The 16,969-nt window shown below is 37.5% G+C and carries 16 protein-coding genes and 1 other RNA gene; 6 read left to right on the top strand and 11 right to left on the bottom strand.

Going from position 1 to position 16,969, the window contains the following annotated elements; all coding sequences use genetic code 11:
* Nucleotides 1-38: 38 nt before the first annotated feature.
* Complete coding sequence (locus ACFSR0_RS01155; protein ID WP_379979067.1) at nucleotides 39-716, top strand: hypothetical protein; 678 nt, start codon at nucleotides 39-41, stop codon at nucleotides 714-716.
* A 144-nt stretch (nucleotides 717-860) separates the two neighbouring features.
* Here ACFSR0_RS01155 and ACFSR0_RS01160 read toward each other — a convergent pair whose 3' ends face one another.
* Genes ACFSR0_RS01160 through ACFSR0_RS01170 form a run of 3 tightly spaced genes read right to left on the bottom strand, consistent with a single transcriptional unit; the run spans nucleotide 861 to nucleotide 3,374 of the window.
* On the bottom strand, nucleotides 861-2,324 hold the full coding sequence (locus tag ACFSR0_RS01160; RefSeq protein WP_379979069.1) for an ATP-binding protein: 1,464 nt from the start codon (nucleotides 2,322-2,324) through the stop codon (nucleotides 861-863).
* Nucleotides 2,324-3,043: a winged helix-turn-helix domain-containing protein gene (locus tag ACFSR0_RS01165; RefSeq protein ID WP_379979071.1), complete on the bottom strand. Its 720-nt coding sequence runs from the start codon at nucleotides 3,041-3,043 to the stop codon at nucleotides 2,324-2,326. Before ACFSR0_RS01165 ends, ACFSR0_RS01160 begins: the two co-directional genes overlap by 1 nt.
* Nucleotides 3,024-3,374 carry an SdpI family protein gene (locus tag ACFSR0_RS01170; protein ID WP_379979073.1) on the bottom strand — a complete coding sequence of 117 codons (351 nt, stop codon included), beginning with the start codon at nucleotides 3,372-3,374 and terminating at the stop codon, nucleotides 3,024-3,026. Before ACFSR0_RS01170 ends, ACFSR0_RS01165 begins: the two co-directional genes overlap by 20 nt.
* Before the next feature lie 138 nt (nucleotides 3,375-3,512).
* On the opposite strand from ACFSR0_RS01170, the gene ACFSR0_RS01175 reads away from it, so the two are divergent.
* The 3 genes from ACFSR0_RS01175 (at nucleotide 3,513) to ACFSR0_RS01185 (ending at nucleotide 5,418) form a co-directional block, all read left to right on the top strand.
* On the top strand, nucleotides 3,513-4,283 hold the full coding sequence (locus ACFSR0_RS01175) for a Cof-type HAD-IIB family hydrolase (RefSeq protein ID WP_379979075.1): 771 nt from the start codon (nucleotides 3,513-3,515) through the stop codon (nucleotides 4,281-4,283).
* Between the two features lie 62 nt (nucleotides 4,284-4,345).
* Nucleotides 4,346-4,712: a transfer-messenger RNA gene (gene ssrA, locus ACFSR0_RS01180) on the top strand.
* Nucleotides 4,713-5,223: 511 nt separating this feature from the next.
* Nucleotides 5,224-5,418, top strand: coding sequence for a hypothetical protein (locus tag ACFSR0_RS01185; RefSeq protein WP_379979077.1), 195 nt, complete (start codon nucleotides 5,224-5,226; stop codon nucleotides 5,416-5,418).
* 136 nt (nucleotides 5,419-5,554) lie between these two features.
* On the opposite strand, the gene ACFSR0_RS01190 is transcribed toward ACFSR0_RS01185, so the two are convergent.
* The 5 genes from ACFSR0_RS01190 to metE all read right to left on the bottom strand — a co-directional run bounded on the left by ACFSR0_RS01190 (nucleotide 5,555) and on the right by metE (nucleotide 11,439).
* Complete coding sequence (locus ACFSR0_RS01190; protein ID WP_379979079.1) at nucleotides 5,555-6,316, bottom strand: formate/nitrite transporter family protein; 762 nt, start codon at nucleotides 6,314-6,316, stop codon at nucleotides 5,555-5,557.
* 113 nt (nucleotides 6,317-6,429) lie between these two features.
* Nucleotides 6,430-7,323: a substrate-binding domain-containing protein gene (locus ACFSR0_RS01195; protein WP_379979080.1), complete on the bottom strand. Its 894-nt coding sequence runs from the start codon at nucleotides 7,321-7,323 to the stop codon at nucleotides 6,430-6,432.
* A gap of 447 nt (nucleotides 7,324-7,770) precedes the next feature.
* Nucleotides 7,771-8,025 (bottom strand): hypothetical protein, encoded by a 255-nt coding sequence (locus tag ACFSR0_RS01200; RefSeq protein WP_379979082.1) that lies wholly within the window; start codon nucleotides 8,023-8,025, stop codon nucleotides 7,771-7,773.
* 281 nt (nucleotides 8,026-8,306) lie between these two features.
* Complete coding sequence (metF, locus tag ACFSR0_RS01205) at nucleotides 8,307-9,185, bottom strand: methylenetetrahydrofolate reductase [NAD(P)H] (protein WP_379979084.1); 879 nt, start codon at nucleotides 9,183-9,185, stop codon at nucleotides 8,307-8,309.
* A 7-nt stretch (nucleotides 9,186-9,192) separates the two neighbouring features.
* Nucleotides 9,193-11,439: a 5-methyltetrahydropteroyltriglutamate--homocysteine S-methyltransferase gene (gene metE, locus ACFSR0_RS01210; RefSeq protein ID WP_379979086.1), complete on the bottom strand. Its 2,247-nt coding sequence runs from the start codon at nucleotides 11,437-11,439 to the stop codon at nucleotides 9,193-9,195.
* Between the two features lie 135 nt (nucleotides 11,440-11,574).
* Between metE and ACFSR0_RS01215 the strand changes: the two genes are divergently transcribed.
* Nucleotides 11,575-12,507: a LysR family transcriptional regulator gene (locus tag ACFSR0_RS01215; RefSeq protein ID WP_379979088.1), complete on the top strand. Its 933-nt coding sequence runs from the start codon at nucleotides 11,575-11,577 to the stop codon at nucleotides 12,505-12,507.
* Nucleotides 12,508-12,717: 210 nt separating this feature from the next.
* On the opposite strand, the gene ACFSR0_RS01220 is transcribed toward ACFSR0_RS01215, so the two are convergent.
* The 3 genes from ACFSR0_RS01220 to ACFSR0_RS01230 all read right to left on the bottom strand — a co-directional run bounded on the left by ACFSR0_RS01220 (nucleotide 12,718) and on the right by ACFSR0_RS01230 (nucleotide 16,237).
* Nucleotides 12,718-13,200: a GAF domain-containing protein gene (locus ACFSR0_RS01220; RefSeq protein ID WP_379979090.1), complete on the bottom strand. Its 483-nt coding sequence runs from the start codon at nucleotides 13,198-13,200 to the stop codon at nucleotides 12,718-12,720.
* Between the two features lie 228 nt (nucleotides 13,201-13,428).
* Nucleotides 13,429-15,891, bottom strand: a complete 2,463-nt coding sequence (locus ACFSR0_RS01225) for a heavy metal translocating P-type ATPase (protein ID WP_379979092.1) — start codon at nucleotides 15,889-15,891, stop codon at nucleotides 13,429-13,431.
* Nucleotides 15,892-15,907: 16 nt separating this feature from the next.
* Complete coding sequence (locus tag ACFSR0_RS01230) at nucleotides 15,908-16,237, bottom strand: ArsR/SmtB family transcription factor (protein ID WP_379979094.1); 330 nt, start codon at nucleotides 16,235-16,237, stop codon at nucleotides 15,908-15,910.
* 189 nt (nucleotides 16,238-16,426) lie between these two features.
* Between ACFSR0_RS01230 and ACFSR0_RS01235 the strand changes: the two genes are divergently transcribed.
* Nucleotides 16,427-16,969: helix-turn-helix domain-containing protein (locus tag ACFSR0_RS01235; RefSeq protein ID WP_379979096.1), on the top strand; the 543-nt coding region annotated here is incomplete at its 3' end.

A 16,969-nucleotide genomic window follows, 5' to 3' on the forward strand; every position in this document is an offset into this window, starting at 1 on the left:
ATTCCTTTTTTATACTTAACGTGAAGAAGGTGTCAAAAATGAAGAAGCAATTTCTAGAAGAAACGAAGCACCCCACATTCCTCTATTGGTTTTCTCTATTCATCTCAGCTAGTTTATTAACACTTGCATATCTATATGAAGTTTCATTTAGAAAGTTAATGGAACAAATCAATCACTATGTTCAACAATCTACTTATCAAGCAGCAAGAGCAACTATTAAGGAAACAACCCATACTATCCTTGATCGTTTGCCTGTTTTTATTCATCTATCAACGATTCTTATCGGTGGATTATTTGTACTCCTGTCCTTTTTTTATATCAGACGAGTGTTGGACAATCAATCAGTCACTCCTCACATAAATTTGGGCGTTTTTTTAAAAAAAATGATTCTACCCTTATTAGGAATTTTTTTGATTATTGGCGTTGTACTCTTTCTTTTTCAACCACAAATTGAGAAAAGTATCGAGCACTCACAATTTTCTTTGATAAAAAACAATGTACCGGATAATACTTTCTCTATCAAAGATGCAAATAGAACTACCCGACTAACCGTGAAAGCTCCAACAACGATTCAAGCACTCGCTCAAACAAACCGTCTTTCTTCAGTACAGTGGACACAACTCACGGTGTTTACTTTTTTAAAAATTGTGTTGATTCTTTCTTTTCTAGCAACTATCCTGGTTGCCTATTTTCTATTTACAAAAAAAGAAAGATAAAAAAGATTGCTTTTGCCAGACACTAACAGTCAGTCACTTCTCAGCCGCGTTCATTCTTTAGTTTCTGCTTCTTTAAAACAAAAAGTCAAACAGAAAATATACTCACCGGCATTTTTTCTATTTGGCTTTTTTGTTGTATGTTTTTCAACTTGTTTCATTGATCTTTTTTTCTGTATCTGGAAAAGCAATGGTAAAGGTGGTCCCCTTTCCGAGTTCACTCGTCACGCTAATTGTTCCCTGATGCAATCGTACTAATTGTTGGACAATTGGTAACCCTAAGCCAGATTCACCAAATTTTTTATTTTTCCTAGAGGGATCCACTTTGTAATAGCGATCCCAAATATTGGTTAGTTGTTCTTGTGTCATCCCGATACCTGTGTCCGCTATTTCAATCACTGTTTCCAAATCTTTTTTATAAATGCGAATGGTGATCGTCCCATTTTCCGTAAACTGAATCGCATTTTGCATAATATTTACCATAATTTGTTTAAACCGATCATAGTCGGCATAAACCTGAATAGGTTCTTTCGTGATTAGACTCAGCGTATCTCCTGAACTAGCCGCTTTTGCTTGGAGCTGCGTAACAATTTCAGACAAGGTTTGCGTCCCATCAAATTTTTTAATGACCATTGAAATTTGATTGGTTCGAATTTTTTCATAATCCAAATTTTCTGTTACTAAACGAATCAGACGCTCTGTTTCGTTCTTCATCAATTTAACCGCATTTTCTTCTTGATCCTTGGGAATGGCATGATACTGTAATCCCTCGAGTAAGCCATTGATTGTTGTCAATGGTGTACGCATTTCATGTGAGGCATCAGCCATAAACTGTTTTCTTCTCTCCTCTTGCCGTTCAATTTCCAACTGAGAGTCCTTCAAAGAAACAGTCATTTGATTAAAATCTTCTGCTAGATCATCAAATTCATCGCGGCCATGTACTGGCACATGAATATCAAAATTTCCATTGGCCACTTCCTTAGTTGCTTTTTGCAAACGATTGATTCGCTCAACCTGAAAACGCGCGTAAAAATAACTAATGACTAAAGCGACAATAACCGATATAATCACGCCTTTTAGAAGGTTAGCAGTCAACTGTTTAACTGATTTTTGAATATTCTTGGCCGGTTGGCTCACAATCAGAACACCAAAAAAGTGACCATCGTAATCAAAGGGAATCATTGCATAAGAAGTCGCCTCTTTTTTACCAAAACTATTCATATCAGAAGTTAATTGCTGCGATTCCCCGGAGGAAAGTGCATCCCAAGTTGATGTAGCAATGGATATACTTGGTTTTTCAACCGAGTGGAGTGGATAAATAATTTGTCTGTTTGTCGTAATAAAAACAAAATTTACATTCTGTTGGTTTAACATTAACTCCGAAGTTGCCAGCGCATTTTGAATTACGGCTTCTTTCGAGAAATTGACTTGGTATTGATCGTTAATGGTTTCTGCCACTTTTTGGACAGCATCACCATACCCAAATAGTTGTTGGTAGTTGTTTTCTTCCACGGTTTGCTTTGTCATGCGAGTAAAAACAATGCCCATTGTTAAAAGCGTGATAAAAATAACTACTGTAAAAGCAATTAGTTGTTGATACAAATATCTCATCAGGCAACACCTGAATCATCAAATTTATAGCCAACTCCCCAAACAGTTTGAATCACTTGCGGACCAACTTTTTCAATTTTTTGTCGCAATTTTTTGATATGTGCATCTACCGTCCGTTCATCACCAAAGTACTGATAGTCCCAGACCAACTCAAGAAGTTGCTCCCTAGAAAAGACTTGTCTCGGCTTCTTTGCAAGTGTATAAAGCAAATCAAATTCTTTTGGTGTCAATCCTTCAATTAGTTTGCCATTCAAATAGGCTTCTCGCGTTTTGGTATTTACTTTCAAAAATTGGGTCTCAATATCAAACTCTTGATCATTTTTTACTTGTTGATTCCCTTTTTTTTCAACTAATTCTGTTCTACGATGCAGTGCCTTCATGCGAGCAATTAAGGTCAATGGACTAAATGGCTTAGTCACGTAATCATCGGCACCCATTTCTAGCCCAATCACTTGATCGCTTTCAGAATCTCTGGCCGTTAGCATAATAATGGGCACGGTTTTAGAAACTTTTCGAATTTCCCGTGCAATTACCATACCATCCATTGAAGGCAAATTTAAATCAAGTGTAATCATATCAAACTCATTCGGTGTTGCGAGAAAACAGTCCAAGCCTTCTTTCCCATCGTACTTAAAGGTTGCTTCCCATCCTTCATTCAAAAAAAACATTTGCATCATTTCAGATACCGATTCATTATCCTCAATCATTAATATGTTCATTTTCATCACCTCGTAATGATCGATTAAATCGATCCAGTTTTTGTTCAATCCGTCCAAACATTGGTGCAATAAACCACGGAATCACTAACAATTCAATTAGGAAAAAATTAGTGTGCCCCGACAGCCGTAGCCAACTACCAATTGCGGTCATCAAACCACCCGCTATCAGAAAATATTGTCTGGCAACACGTTGCGCATACAACCAACTATCTGCAGAAAATTTCGCACGTTCAGACCGATACCCATAAATCAAATTTTCTCCCTTAGGTGGAAAAAGAAAAAAAGCAATGCCAACTATCAAGAAAAAAAAGCCCACATAAAAAAATATCATTATTTCGCTCCTTTATTACTACTGCTTAGTATACTAAATTATCCAGATTCTACCAATAAATTCATCGTTTCTTCGCGAAAGCTTTGCCTTTTGTTCATTTTTTGCTATTATCAAAGAGTATTTGAAAGGAGCAGCAAAATGACTTATCGTGCATTAGCATTTTTTGATTTAGATGGGACATTACTAGATAACCATTCCCAAATTACCCCTGAAGTTGCCGAGGCAATCACCCGTCTCAAACAAAACAACGTCTTACCAATTATTGCAACGGGAAGAGCTGAACCACAGATTCAACAAATTAAAGCTGCTGCTGGTATCACCTCTGATACTGTTATGAATGGTGCCTTTATTCGTTTAGATAATCAAGTTGTCTATCAAGAATATATTGACAAGACAATCTGCCAACGAATGATTGACGCGGTGCATCTGAAAAATCAAGAAGTCGTATTTTACAATGAGAAAGACATTTGGGCATCTGGTTCCAATCGTTACCTTGTAGAGGCTTTCGAATTTATTCACGCATTTGTCCCTGAAGTACACCCGCAAAAATTTCAGCAATCACTAGTAAACATGCTTCTGATACTAGGTAACACAGCGGATCACTATTATCATGAAATGTTCCCAGAACTAACTTTTTATCGAAATAGCCCTTTTTCGATTGATGTTGTTCGCAAAGGAACATCAAAAGGAAGTGCGGTCAAGCGAATCAAAGAGGCATTGCAACTGTCAACCATTCCAACGTATGGATTCGGTGATGGACCCAACGATATCGCCCTACTTGATGCGTGCGACGAAAAAATTGCGATGGGCAATGCAACAAAAGAACTAAAAGAACGCGCCACGTTTGTAACCAAAAACAATACTGACGGTGGCATTGTTCATGCTTTGAAACATTTTGATTTGATTTAGTACCATTCCTTTATCATTTTATGGTATACTAAGGGGGCTGTTAAGAGCTCCCTTATTTTAACGGGGGCGTTACGGATTCGACAGGCATAATTGAGCCTGAATTGCGCTTCGTAGGTTACGTCTACGTAAAAACGTTACAGTTAAATATAACTGCTAAAAACAATAACAACTCTTACGCTTTAGCTGCCTAAAAACAGTTAGCGTAGATCCTCTCGGCATCGCCCATGTGCTCGAATCAGGGTCCTAACGTAAGTGGGATACGCATTATTTTTCCGTCTGTAAACTAATGAAGAGATCATCAGACTAGCAATACAGACTGCCTGTCGTTCGGCAAGCTGTAAAGCGAACCTTCAAATGAGTCGACTATGAGCGTAGATTTTTAGGTAGCAATATGTTTGGACGCGGGTTCGACTCCCGCCGCCTCCATACGGGTTTCACAAGTGTTCATAAAAAAGAAGAGATGCTGGTACGTCAGTATTTCTTCTTTTTTTATTTCCCAAAATTTCGCATAATTAAAGCCAAATCTACATCAAAAAAAGCTATTAAAAGATTTGTAGCACTTTTTCTCGTTTGTCCCTACCAAGAATCATTCAATTATTCCGCTTTTGTTTTTATCTGACAAATAATAAGAAACATTGTTTCGGCTAGTTCAATTGTTGGCTTTTTCTCGCAATCTGTATTTTTCCCCCGTTCATTCTATCGTCGATAAAAGTCCATTCCCCACTGCTATCACTTTTTAGGAAGTAATGATTATTTAAAAAAAAAGCCAATTCACACAAGTCCAAATACTGCCATCATCGCTCTTCAGACCATTCGTTTATCTATGATGGAGAATTTCATTGCTTATAAGAATATATTTTCTCATTATTTTATCATCAAAAATACATCCATTCCTAAATTATGTTATGATAGGGTGTATACAGATGAGAGGATGGGTTCTATGGAATTGAATATCGGAGATTTCATCACAACAAAGGATGTCTCGGGCGAAGAAATATCAGGCCAGATTACCAAAATTAATGTGAATACTGTCATTTTGCATACCAAATCAGAAAGTTATGTTGTCCGTTTAAAAACGCTCCAACAACAAGGTTACTCAACAAATGAAGTTCCCACTAAAAATAATTTTTACTAATACAAAAAAGAAGCCAATCAATTGAGATTGTGTCTCTTCCTTTCAGTACGTTTGCCAAGAAAGGAAGTGCCTAATCATTGTTTGGCTTTTTTGTGATTTTGTTTACCTAGTCATAGATTCATTCATCGCATATTCCTTAATGACCTTTATAGCTGACAAAATAAAAACCTGATACAAAAATTGCTCCACCTATTGAATTACCAAGATACACAAATACAAAGTTGCGGAAAAAATCACCCCAACCGACAGCTCCTTCAAAAATAGCAGCTGGGATCAAAAACGCATTTGCAACACTATGTTGAAACCCAATAGCAACAAAAATCATCACTGGAAACCAGATACCAAGAATTTTCCCAGCTGCATCCTTTGCACCGTAGCACAACCATAGAGCCAGCCCGACAAACCAATTACAACCAATTCCTGATATCGTTGCCTGATACCAACTAGCAGAAATTTTATGCTCGGCCAATTGACGAACTTGATCTGCGTAAACACCATTAGCAGTCAAGCCGACTACATGACCAAAAAAATACGCGACAAACAAAGCCCCCAAGATATTCGCTAAAGTAATGGTCAACCAGTTGAGAAGTAATGCTTGGAACGACACTTTTTTATCATAAAAAGCCGTACTGACTGCCATCATATTCCCTGTAATTAACTCCCCACCTGCTAATAAAATCACAATTAATCCGATTGGAAAGACAGAGGCCCCGACAAGCGCTTGTAAGCTAGCTAGATTACTAGGGATCGAAGCTGACACTCTTACATAGGCTAAATAACCTAATGAAATCATTGCGCCGCCAATAAAACCTAAAATCAACTTGGCAACAAAGGGTTTCGCAATTTTTTTGGTTCCGTTTTCAATACTGATAGTTAAAATTTCTCCTGGTGAATACACAATTCATCGCTCCTTTTCTTTTCAATACTTCTCTACTTTACCTAAAAAAGAAAAAATCGCAAGTCTTTTTGTGCTTTTTTTCACTTTATCTTTATCATTTTCTATTTCCCCAGTCAGAAGTTTCTCCCAAAATGAACGAACCCAATGTATTCAACTTTTAAATTAAGAAGATCGTCGTATTTTTCCAATAATGGTTGATAAGTTGAACCCAAAAAGTTATCTGCAGAGTTATAAATATTTAGCCATACCTTTTTCTCTGGTGAGGTTTTTTTATCTAATTGGTGTGATACTGGTTCATAGATTTTGGTTGAATCTGTGAAATCTTTGTAATTATCACCAGTTACTGCCACGTTCAAGGCATAATAAGAACGTTGATCTGCGTTATAAGTGTAGACATCGGAACTTAAGCTATTTCCAGCCTCATCCGCTTTTCCAATTCCTGTATCAATGTCAACGCCATCCAGTGAATTTCTTAATACACGTAATGTTAAATAAGCTTGAACATCCGCATGTTGACTAATAGTACCGCCATAACCATCTTTAATTGCTGCTACTGCATCACTATTTGCGTCATAACCAAATGTTGGAACTTTATTGTCTTTTGACCATGAGTTAAAAATAGACATGCCCATGCCATCATTATTTGAAGCGATGACATCAATTTTATCTGCAAATGATGATGCCCAAGTTCCAATGGCATTTCCAGCTGTTGCAGCGTCCCAAGTAGCTCCTGAGTTATTTTTCATTTCTTGGGAAGCAAGTTCACGAATGATATATTTTTTCCCGTTAACTTCTAATTCACCATCTTTGACAGCTTTTGCTTTTCCTTCAACGTTGGTTCCCACTGGTTCACTATTAATGCCACCCGATCCTTTAAAGGCTGTTCCTAATGCTTCCCGAACGCCTCTGGTACGAGCGATAGAGTCGTTATGACCGACATCACCAATTGCTAGTACATAGCCAATAATTCCGTCATCGTTGCGATCAATCTTAGCAATATTTTTCAATATAGTCTTTTACCATTTGTCCTTGAACTTGTGCCCCTTGTTGTGCATCAAATCCTACATAATGCCTACTGAATAATTAGGAGAAAATTCTGAATCGCTAGGAGGCTTTCCTTGTCTCCTGCAAAGCTTTGAGCAGCCAGCCGGAAGCAACTCGGCAAAAAACGTGCCGATTTCATTCCTAAATGGTGTCAAACTAGCTGTAAAAACTTAGACCACAGCTAGTAATTCCCCATTTACTTTTGAGGCTGCGGAAAGCTTTCAGGAGACCGGCAAGCTCTGCTGGCAAAAAAGATTGAGCCGATTCTAGAAAATTAGCGCGAAAAATAGGACGGCAAGCTATTGGCAGAGGGAAAAGCTGCTCAACTGCAAGGTTTTTAACTAGCTAAAAACCTTGCAGTTTACTTAAATAATCATTGCTTGAAATAGCTCATTATTGCTGTTTGTGCTTTATTCAGTAGACATTACATAGTACGTTTTATCATTAAAGTTTAATGCTGCCTTATCTAGTTCTCTTGTTGATGAATTAGACGGTTGTCGATTAAACCAAACTAACGGTTTATCCTTGTTTGTAACTTTAGAACTACTGTCTCCCCCTTTGTCCGATCCCTTGCTATCCCCACTGCTTCCTGAACCACATGCCGCCAATCCTAATCCGACTGCTAGAACCATTGACAACGTAATCAATTTACGACTCTTTTTCATGTATCTTTTCCTCCTTACAAACGCAATGTATGCGCTTTATTTGACACAAGTATAACGGTAATCGAAAATGAAAAACATAGGATTTTTTTTGAAAAAAATACAAATTTTTTACGTTTTCGATTTTTTTTCACAAAAAAACTCTTACGATAAACAGTTACTGTTTGTCGCAAGAGTTCATAGGTACTCTTTTCGTTCAATTTTGTGACAAGGCAAACCCAATCCTTCATAAAATCTTTTTTTATACCTACTAGTTCTCAAACAGATGCACCACCCTCAGCTTCTTAGTGTTTTTGGGGAAAGGATTGGTCAAAAGAAGCGGCTATTTGGAAAAGAGCAGCTGTTTGTTGATGAATATGTTGAGCCACGGATGCATTATTCATCGTATAAAGATGAACACCAGCAACGTCTTGTGTCAATAAATCCACAATTTGGTCGACCGCATAAGCCAAGCCAGCTTCTCTCAATGCTTGTGGATTGTGTTCATATTTCTCGAGAATCGCTAAAAATTTCCTTGGTAACTTGGTTTTTGTTGTTTGAACTAGCCGAATCGCTTGTTTTCGATTAACAATAGGCATAATGCCAGCGATAATCGGCACATCAATCTCTGCCAATTGACATCTTTCAACAAATTCGTAAAATAGTTCATTATCAAAAAATAATTGTGTAATCAAACGATTGCAGCCAGCATCACATTTTAATTTCAATGTTTTAATATCCGCCACGCGATTTGGAGAATCCGGATGAACTTCTGGATAGCAAGCACCAGAAATCGTGAAATCTGGTGCTATTTCTTTAATGAACGTAATTAATTCGCTTGCATAGGAAAAATCAGTTAACGGTGGTAAGTTAGGTAAATGGTCACCACGCAAGGCGAGCACCTGATGAATCCCCAAGTTTGCCAAAGTATCAATCACTCGTTTTACTTGTGCTTTTGAAAGATATGCGGCTGGTAAATGAGCAATCGTTTCAATGCCCAATTCATTATGAATGTAATTTGCAATTTTTATCGTCGTCTGCTCGATGGACTGATTATTATTGCTACAAGTGACGCTAATGAATGAGGGCTTAAGTTCAGATAATGCCTTGACAGTCTCAACTAATTTAACAAAACCATCATTTGTGTTGGCGGGGAAAACCTCAAAAGATAATAATCGTTCCATTCTACGTTCACTTCTTTCTAATGCCTTTCACTGCTCTTGTCATGTTAGCAAGACTTGCCTTTGTTTCCTCAATTCCTCTTGTTTTTAATCCGCAATCCGGATTGATCCATACCTTCTCACGAGGAACCTTTGCTAAAATTGCCTCAATCGTTGCTGTTAATTCTGCAACGGAGGGGATACGAGGCGAATGAATATCGTAAACACCTGGACCAACAGCTGTCTTAAACTTTCGGCGAACCAGTTCATCTAGAATAGCTAAATTGGATCTTGAAGCCTCAAAAGAAATTACATCTGCATCCATTTGATCGATGGCAGCAATGATGTCCGTAAATTCGCTATAGCACATATGCGTATGAATTTGTGTCTCTGGTTTTACTTTGCTGTGGACCAGACGAAATGCTGGAATCGCCCAATCTAGGTATTCTGAGTACCAATCTGAACGACGGAGTGGCAATTTTTCTCTTAAAGCTGCTTCATCAATTTGAATCATTCGAATGCCATTTTTTTCTAAATCAAGCACTTCCTCTTGGATTGCTAGAGCCAATTGTAGCGTTGATTCTTTTGTCGAAACATCCTCTCTCGGAAAAGACCAATTCAAAATTGTCACAGGACCGGTTAGCATGCCTTTGACAACTTTTTGGGTCTGATTTTGAGCAAAGACAGACCATTTCACCGTCATCGGAGCTTTACGAGCAATATCACCCCAGATGATAGGTGGCTTAACTCCTCTCGTGCCATATGATTGAACCCATCCATTCTTACTGAACAAATAGCCTTCTAACTGTTGTCCAAAATATTCCACCATATCATTTCGTTCAAACTCACCATGAACGAGGACATCTAATCCGATAGACTCTTGCCAAATCAACCATTCACTAATTTTCTCTTCAATAAACTGTTCATATTGTTCCTGATCAATCTCGCCTTTTTTCCACTTCAACCGATTTTGTTTCACTTCTTTTGTTTGAGGAAATGAACCAATCGTGGTCGTTGGTAACTCTGGAAGATGAAACACTGTTTTTTGAATGGGGCGCCGCTCATCAAAATTAGGGACCCTTTCAAAATCATCGGGAGTTAATTGTTGAAGTTTTTCTTTTACAAGTTCGTTTTCTTCAAAGCGTTTTTGGCTAAACAATTCCGTGTTCTCTTGAAGTAAATGCATACTTTTGTGCGCAACTAATTCTGCTAATGCAGTTAGTTCTGTTAGTTTTTCTTTTGCAAAGGCAAAATGCGTTACGATTTCATTAGGGAAGTTTTCATTCGCTGTTGTGTAAGGCACATGCAATAAAGAACAAGAAGTTGAAAGAACAAACGCCTGGTTTTTCACGTCCTCCAAAAGAGCCAATGTTTGTTGAAAATGATTACGCCAAATATTTTTTCCATTGACCACACCTGCGTACAAAACTTTATCTGTGGGAAATCCATCCGCAATGAGACGTCGCGTTTCCTTTCCTTCAACAAAATCTAACCCAATTGCATCAAAGGGTAAATGAATCAGCGTTTGATACGCATCACGCACATCACCAAAATAGGTTTGGACCAAAACTTTTAATGGACGCTTTGCTAACAAGTGTTGATAAATTTTTTCAAATACTTGCACTTGTTTCGCCGATAAATCCATCACTAGTCCAGGTTCATCTAATTGAATTATTTTGGCGCCAAGATCTGCTAGTCTTGAAAGAATTTCTTGGTATGCAGCAATCAATTGTGAGATGAGCTTCTCTTGGTCAATACCTTCTTCGATTTCTGCAAGTTGCAAGAAAGTAAATGGACCGAGGATAACGGGACGAGTATCAATTCCTAAAACTTTTGCTTCAGTGAATTCATCAAAAATTTTGGTACCCACCACCTGAATTTTCGTATTTGCCTCTATTTTCGGGACAAGGTAATGATAGTTTGTATTAAACCATTTTTTCATTGGCCAGGCCTTCACGTCGCCCTTTTCTCCTTGATAACCACGAGCCAATGCAAAATATTCTTCCAAGGGTTCTAACTGCAACGAACGAATCTTAGCTGGAACAACATTCAATAAGCAAGCGGTATCCAGCGTTGTATCATAAAATGAAAAATCATTGCTTGGAATCTCGTCTATTCCTTCATCTTTTAAAAGTTGCCAATGTTTTTTACGCAACTCTTTTCCTTTTTCCAAAAGATCCTTTTTTTGAATATCGCCTCTAAAAAACGCTTCCGTTGCAAACTTCAATTCTCGAAATTCACCAATTCTTGGAAAGCCAATGACCGATGTTTTGACCATGTTCGTTCCTCCTTTGTTCTAATTAGCATTACTCTAACACGAGGAATCCAAAAGCGATAACTGAAAAAAATAAGAGCACGTTATAGCTATTCCCTATAACATGCTCTATAATTAAGAAAAAAATGGAGGAAAACAATGCGTCTACAACAACTAATTTACTTAGAAAAAATTATTGAGAAACGCTCAATTAATGAAGCTGCCAAGGAACTCTACCTTACACAACCGAGCCTCTCAAACGCAATTAAAGAATTGGAACAGGAGCTTGGCATTCAATTATTATTGCGCAGTAAAACAGGTGTCTCACCGACAAATGAAGGGCGAGAGTTTTTAATGTATAGTCGTCAAATTCTCGATCAAGTAAATTTGTTAGAAGAAAAATATAAACATCAAGGGTTACGAAAGCAAAGTTTTTCCGTTTCTGCGCAACATTACGCGTTTGTCGTTCACGCGTTTGTTGAACTCATTCGGAAAGTGCCAAATGACGAATATCGATTTACCTTACGTGAAACCGAGACAGAAAACATTTTTGATGATCTTGTACAATTTAAAAGTGAATTAGGAATTCTTTATTTAAATTCCTTTAATCGTCAGGTGATGACTAAGCTTTTTAAAGAAAAAGATTTGCTTTTTACTCCTTTGTTTGATGCCAAACCCCATGTCTTTGTTAGTCGAAACAATCCGCTCACAAAAAAAGCAAGTCTAACCCTGTCAGACTTAGAACCCTATCCGTATTTGTGTTACGAACAAGGAGAAAACAATTCTTTTTATTTTTCTGAAGAAATTCTGAGTACGTGGAATCGCAAAAAAGAAATCAAAGTGAGCGATCGCGCAACAATTTTTAATCTCATGGTCGGCTTAGATGGGTATACAATTAGCTCTGGTATTATCAGTAGTGAATTGAATGATGACAAAATTGTTGCTATCCCTCTCGAATATGATGACACCATCACAATCGGTTGGTTAAAGCAAAAGCAAAGGGTCATTAGCCCCTTAGCTTCCACCTATTTGACAATGTTACAGGAACATATTAAACAATATGGTTTTGAAATCTATCCTCAACCAGAATAAACTTTTTTGTCATGTTCGTCTTAAACTTTTTTAAAACGTAACAAAACTCATCTTCATGTAATCTTTTTTCATGCTATGCTTTTCTTACAAGGAGGCGGATACTAATGGAAGATATCTTCTTTGCACCATTTGATTGGTTATACGGCGTTTTGTCGGGTAAGAGATAACGATATACCCATTAAATGACGCTGAACGGTAAAAGAATCTTCCCTAACTATGGGAAGGTTCTTTTTTGAAATTGGCCAGTAGTAAGTGAACAAATTTTTCTAAATACTCTCGGTCTATTTGATCGTAGCTCGCAAGCAAGCGGCTATCCAAATCAAGGACCCCAAGTAGCTTTTCATTGTGAATCATCGGAACAACAATCTCAGATACCGCTGCCGAATCACAAGATATATAATTTTTATGTTTGGTAACATCCTCAACAATCAACGTGCTGCCTTTTTCAGCAGCTTCACCACAAACGCCTTTACCTAAGGCGATCCGTGTACAAGATACTTTCCCTTGAAAAGGTCCTAAAACCAGCTTGCCTTCAGTAAACAAATAATAACCTGCAAAGACCGTTTCTGGAAAAGATTCATTTAATAATGCAGAAGAATTAGCTAAATTAGCAATCCAATTGGTTTCGATTTCAAGTAGACCTTTTAATTGAGCTAACACTAGTTCATAGGTAGCTATTTTATTTTTGGACATACAAATTCCTCCGTTCTCTAGGTGTTATTATACCTGAATCAAACCTTTAGTAAACTATAAAATGAGATTATGTGTTCTTCGGTTCCTGATTCTTTATCATCAATTGATATACGTAACCATCTATTATTATGATAAAGTCATTTGTTATTGATTCTAATCATAACCGTTGATACTTTCCCGTCATCCCCCCCTATGTTCAAGATTCGTTTTTTTACATGCAATCTTAACTTAATATTCTTCTTTTTTTATCACTCTCAAAGCATTTAAAGTTACCAAAATCGCAGATCCGGAATCACTAAGAACTGCTATCCATAAAGTTAACCAACCAGGGAAAATGAATAATAAAGCAATTAGTTTAACAAGCAGTGAAAATGTAATATTTTGTTTGATAATTTTTTGAGCCTTTTTACTTAATTCAACTGTAAACGGTAATTGTGTTAAATTATCTGCCATTAAAACAATATCTGCTGTTTCAATCGCGGTATCGGTACCTACCCCGCCCATTGCAATCCCAACATCTGACAATGCAAGTGCAGGTGCATCATTGATACCATCACCGACCATTGCAACAACTTCTCCGTCATTTTTTAATTGTTCAATTCTCTGAACCTTCTCTTCTGGCAATAGATTGGCATAAACTGTAGTGACTCCTGTTTTTTGAGCAATCTCTTGTGCAGCTCCCTGATTATCACCAGTTAGCATAATTGTTTGTCGAATACCCAACTCTTGCAGATTTTCAATTGCTTGCTTTGATGACTGACGAATACTATCTGCAACAGCTACCAATCCTAACACTCTAGTAGCCGTACCCAGAAGAACAATTGTATGTCCTGAGCTTTGAAATTGTTTCACCTGTTGCATCTGCTCAGGTGTTAAAATATCCTTTTCAAATAGAGCGACATTTCCCGCAAAATACGTTACTTCAGAAATATCTCCAGTCACTCCTTTTCCTGAAATATTTTGAAAAGCAGTTGCTGCTAAAATTGGTACTTGTTTTTCCGTAGCATAAGTTACAATCGCTTGCCCGATTGGGTGAGTTGTATGGACTTCCAGTGCTGCCAGTAAACGTAAGACTTCAGTTTCAGTTTCACCATATCCTTGAACTTTGGAAACTTTTGGCCGTCCTTCTGTAATCGTTCCAGTCTTATCAAAAGCGATAGCAGTTAAACTCCCCGCTTTTTCTAAATAGTTTCCTCCTTTAATTAATATGCCATTTTTAGCCGCGGTTCCAATTGCAGAAACAATAGTCACTGGCGTAGAGATGATCAAAGCACAGGGACAAGCAACAACCAGTAATTCTAATCCCTTATAAAACCATTCCGAGAATGAGGATTGACTAAAAAGTGGTGGAACGATCATGACTGCTAACGCCATAATAAATACGATTGGCGTATATATTTTAGCGAATTGATCTACAAAAGCTTCCGAAGGGGCCTTTTTTTCTTGCGCTTCTTCTACCATTTGAATGATACGAGCAATCGTTGATTCCCCACTCAAATGGGTTACCTTTATTTCTAAAGAACCCTCCTGATTAATCGTACCAGCAAAGACTGCATCAGTGACGACTTTGGTAATAGGAATTGATTCACCTGTAATTGGTGCCTGATCAACAGAAGAATTTCCTTTTAGCACAACACCATCTAAAGGAATTCGCTCACCGGCTTTAACAAAAATCACGTCATCTAATTGGATGTCAGTAACCTGTTTTTCAATAAAACGATCACCTTGTTTCACTTGCGTCACTTCAGGTGTTAAATCCAGCAAACTTTTAATAGAATTTCGCGTTTTTTCAACCGCTTTATTTTGCAAAAGACTACCAATCGCAAATAAGAAAACAACTAGTGCACCTTCACTCCATTCACCGATAACGCCTGCACCAATGGCAGCTGAAATCATGAGGACATTCATATCCAGTGATATACTTTTCAAAGTATAATAGGCACTTTTAGCTGGCCGTGAACCACTGATAATCATTGATAGAGCAAAAAACAAATTTGAAAAAAATGAGGCTGAAATAATTGAAGTAAAATATCCGAGAATCAATAATAAACCTGAAATAATAACCACTTGATTGCCATCAACAATAAAGAAAGATGTTTTAGAATCATGGGTTTCTTCTATGGAACCAGAATACCCAATCTTCTTCAATTCATGCTTAATGTCTTTAATCGCTAGCGCATGTTCAATCTGCATCGTACCAGTGGCAAAACTAACGGATACCTTGCCCACTTGTGGTAGAGTCGAAAAATGTTTTTCAATTGTTTGAGCACAACCGCCACAATCCATTCCCTTAATTTTTATGATATCCAATTTAGGCTGATTCGCAATCTTATAGCCAAGTTTAGCAACTGTTGCGGGAATCTCCTGTAAATTCACTTGATCATCGGCTAGAATCTTCATCGTGCCAGTACTAAAATTGACGGTAACCATTTGAATTCCATGTAATTGATTGATGGCTTTTTCAAGCGTCAACGCACAATTGCCGCAATCCATTCCCTCAATTTGATAAGATTTATTAACACGATTCCCTTGATTATTTTCCTTGAGCTCATCATCACAACAGGCGCCAGTGCTATTTACTTCGCTCTGTTTCAACTTTTCATTCATGCAACATTCATCATGACACTCCGTTTCATTCCGTTCCAATTTTTCATCCGTACAGCAATCATTGTCTTTTTCATTCTTTGGCATTTCCGTTTCCTCCTAATTAATCCATATGATGTTTACATTTGAGAATTTCTGTCGCTTCATCCCAATGAAAATCACTTATTGTTTCATTTAATAAATCCAATAACTGAACGATTTTAGGAGTAGTTAACCGGTAAAAATAATATTTTCCTTCATTACGTTTTTCAATCAATCCACAATCTCTTAGACAAGCAAGGTGCTGTGAAACACTCGATTGGGAACCCCCAACAGTTTCAATAAGGTCAGTCACATTTTGTTCCCCATTTTTTAGTGACATTAAAATTGCATATCTGATCCTATTTGAAAAACCATGCAATAATTTCAACTGCAAAGTATAGTTTTCATTCATTTCATCACCTCATATTAGTTTTTTCTTATATGAATCATATTATCATTTCCTAATATGACAGTCAATCAAACATACATAAAAATTTTTAAAGGTAAGTTGTAAAATGAAATGCATAAAGAAATAAAAAAAATCATGTAGATACGTTATACTTAAAAGCGACAAAACCATAAGTATGAAAGAGGTATCTACATGACTAAAGCCAATTATACCACAGAAAATCGTCACTTTAAGCACCTTTCTGACATCCAACGTGGAAAATTAGAACAGCTGGCGAAATGCGGTACCTATACACAAGCTGAAATGGCGTGCGAATTAGGAATCAGCCAATCGACTGTTTCCCGCGAATTGAGACGCGGAAAAACGCGCCAACTTGACTATCAACGTAACTACTACGAACAGTATATCGCGGTCTCAGGTGCACGAATCTATCAAGAAAATCGCGCCAACTCGCATGCGAGAAATCATCATAAGTATTCTGCACCATTTCTTTCGGCTTTGTCAGAAAAGCTAGTGCCTAAGAATGGGCTACGGCTTCACAGTGTGGATACGTTTGTGCGATCCTATAGGAAATCGCATCCTGAGGAACGCGTTCCATGCACGAAGACCGTTTATGCGTTGATCAATGCTACTGTGCTCTCAATTCGTAACATTGATTTACCTATGAAGACCAGGATGCGACCACGAAAGAAAACAGTTTCAGACCCGAAGGGCCGCAATGCTAGACACTTAGGA

The organism is Enterococcus camelliae (assembly GCF_042685105.1).
In the GTDB taxonomy this organism is placed as follows: domain Bacteria; phylum Bacillota; class Bacilli; order Lactobacillales; family Enterococcaceae; genus Enterococcus_G; species Enterococcus_G camelliae.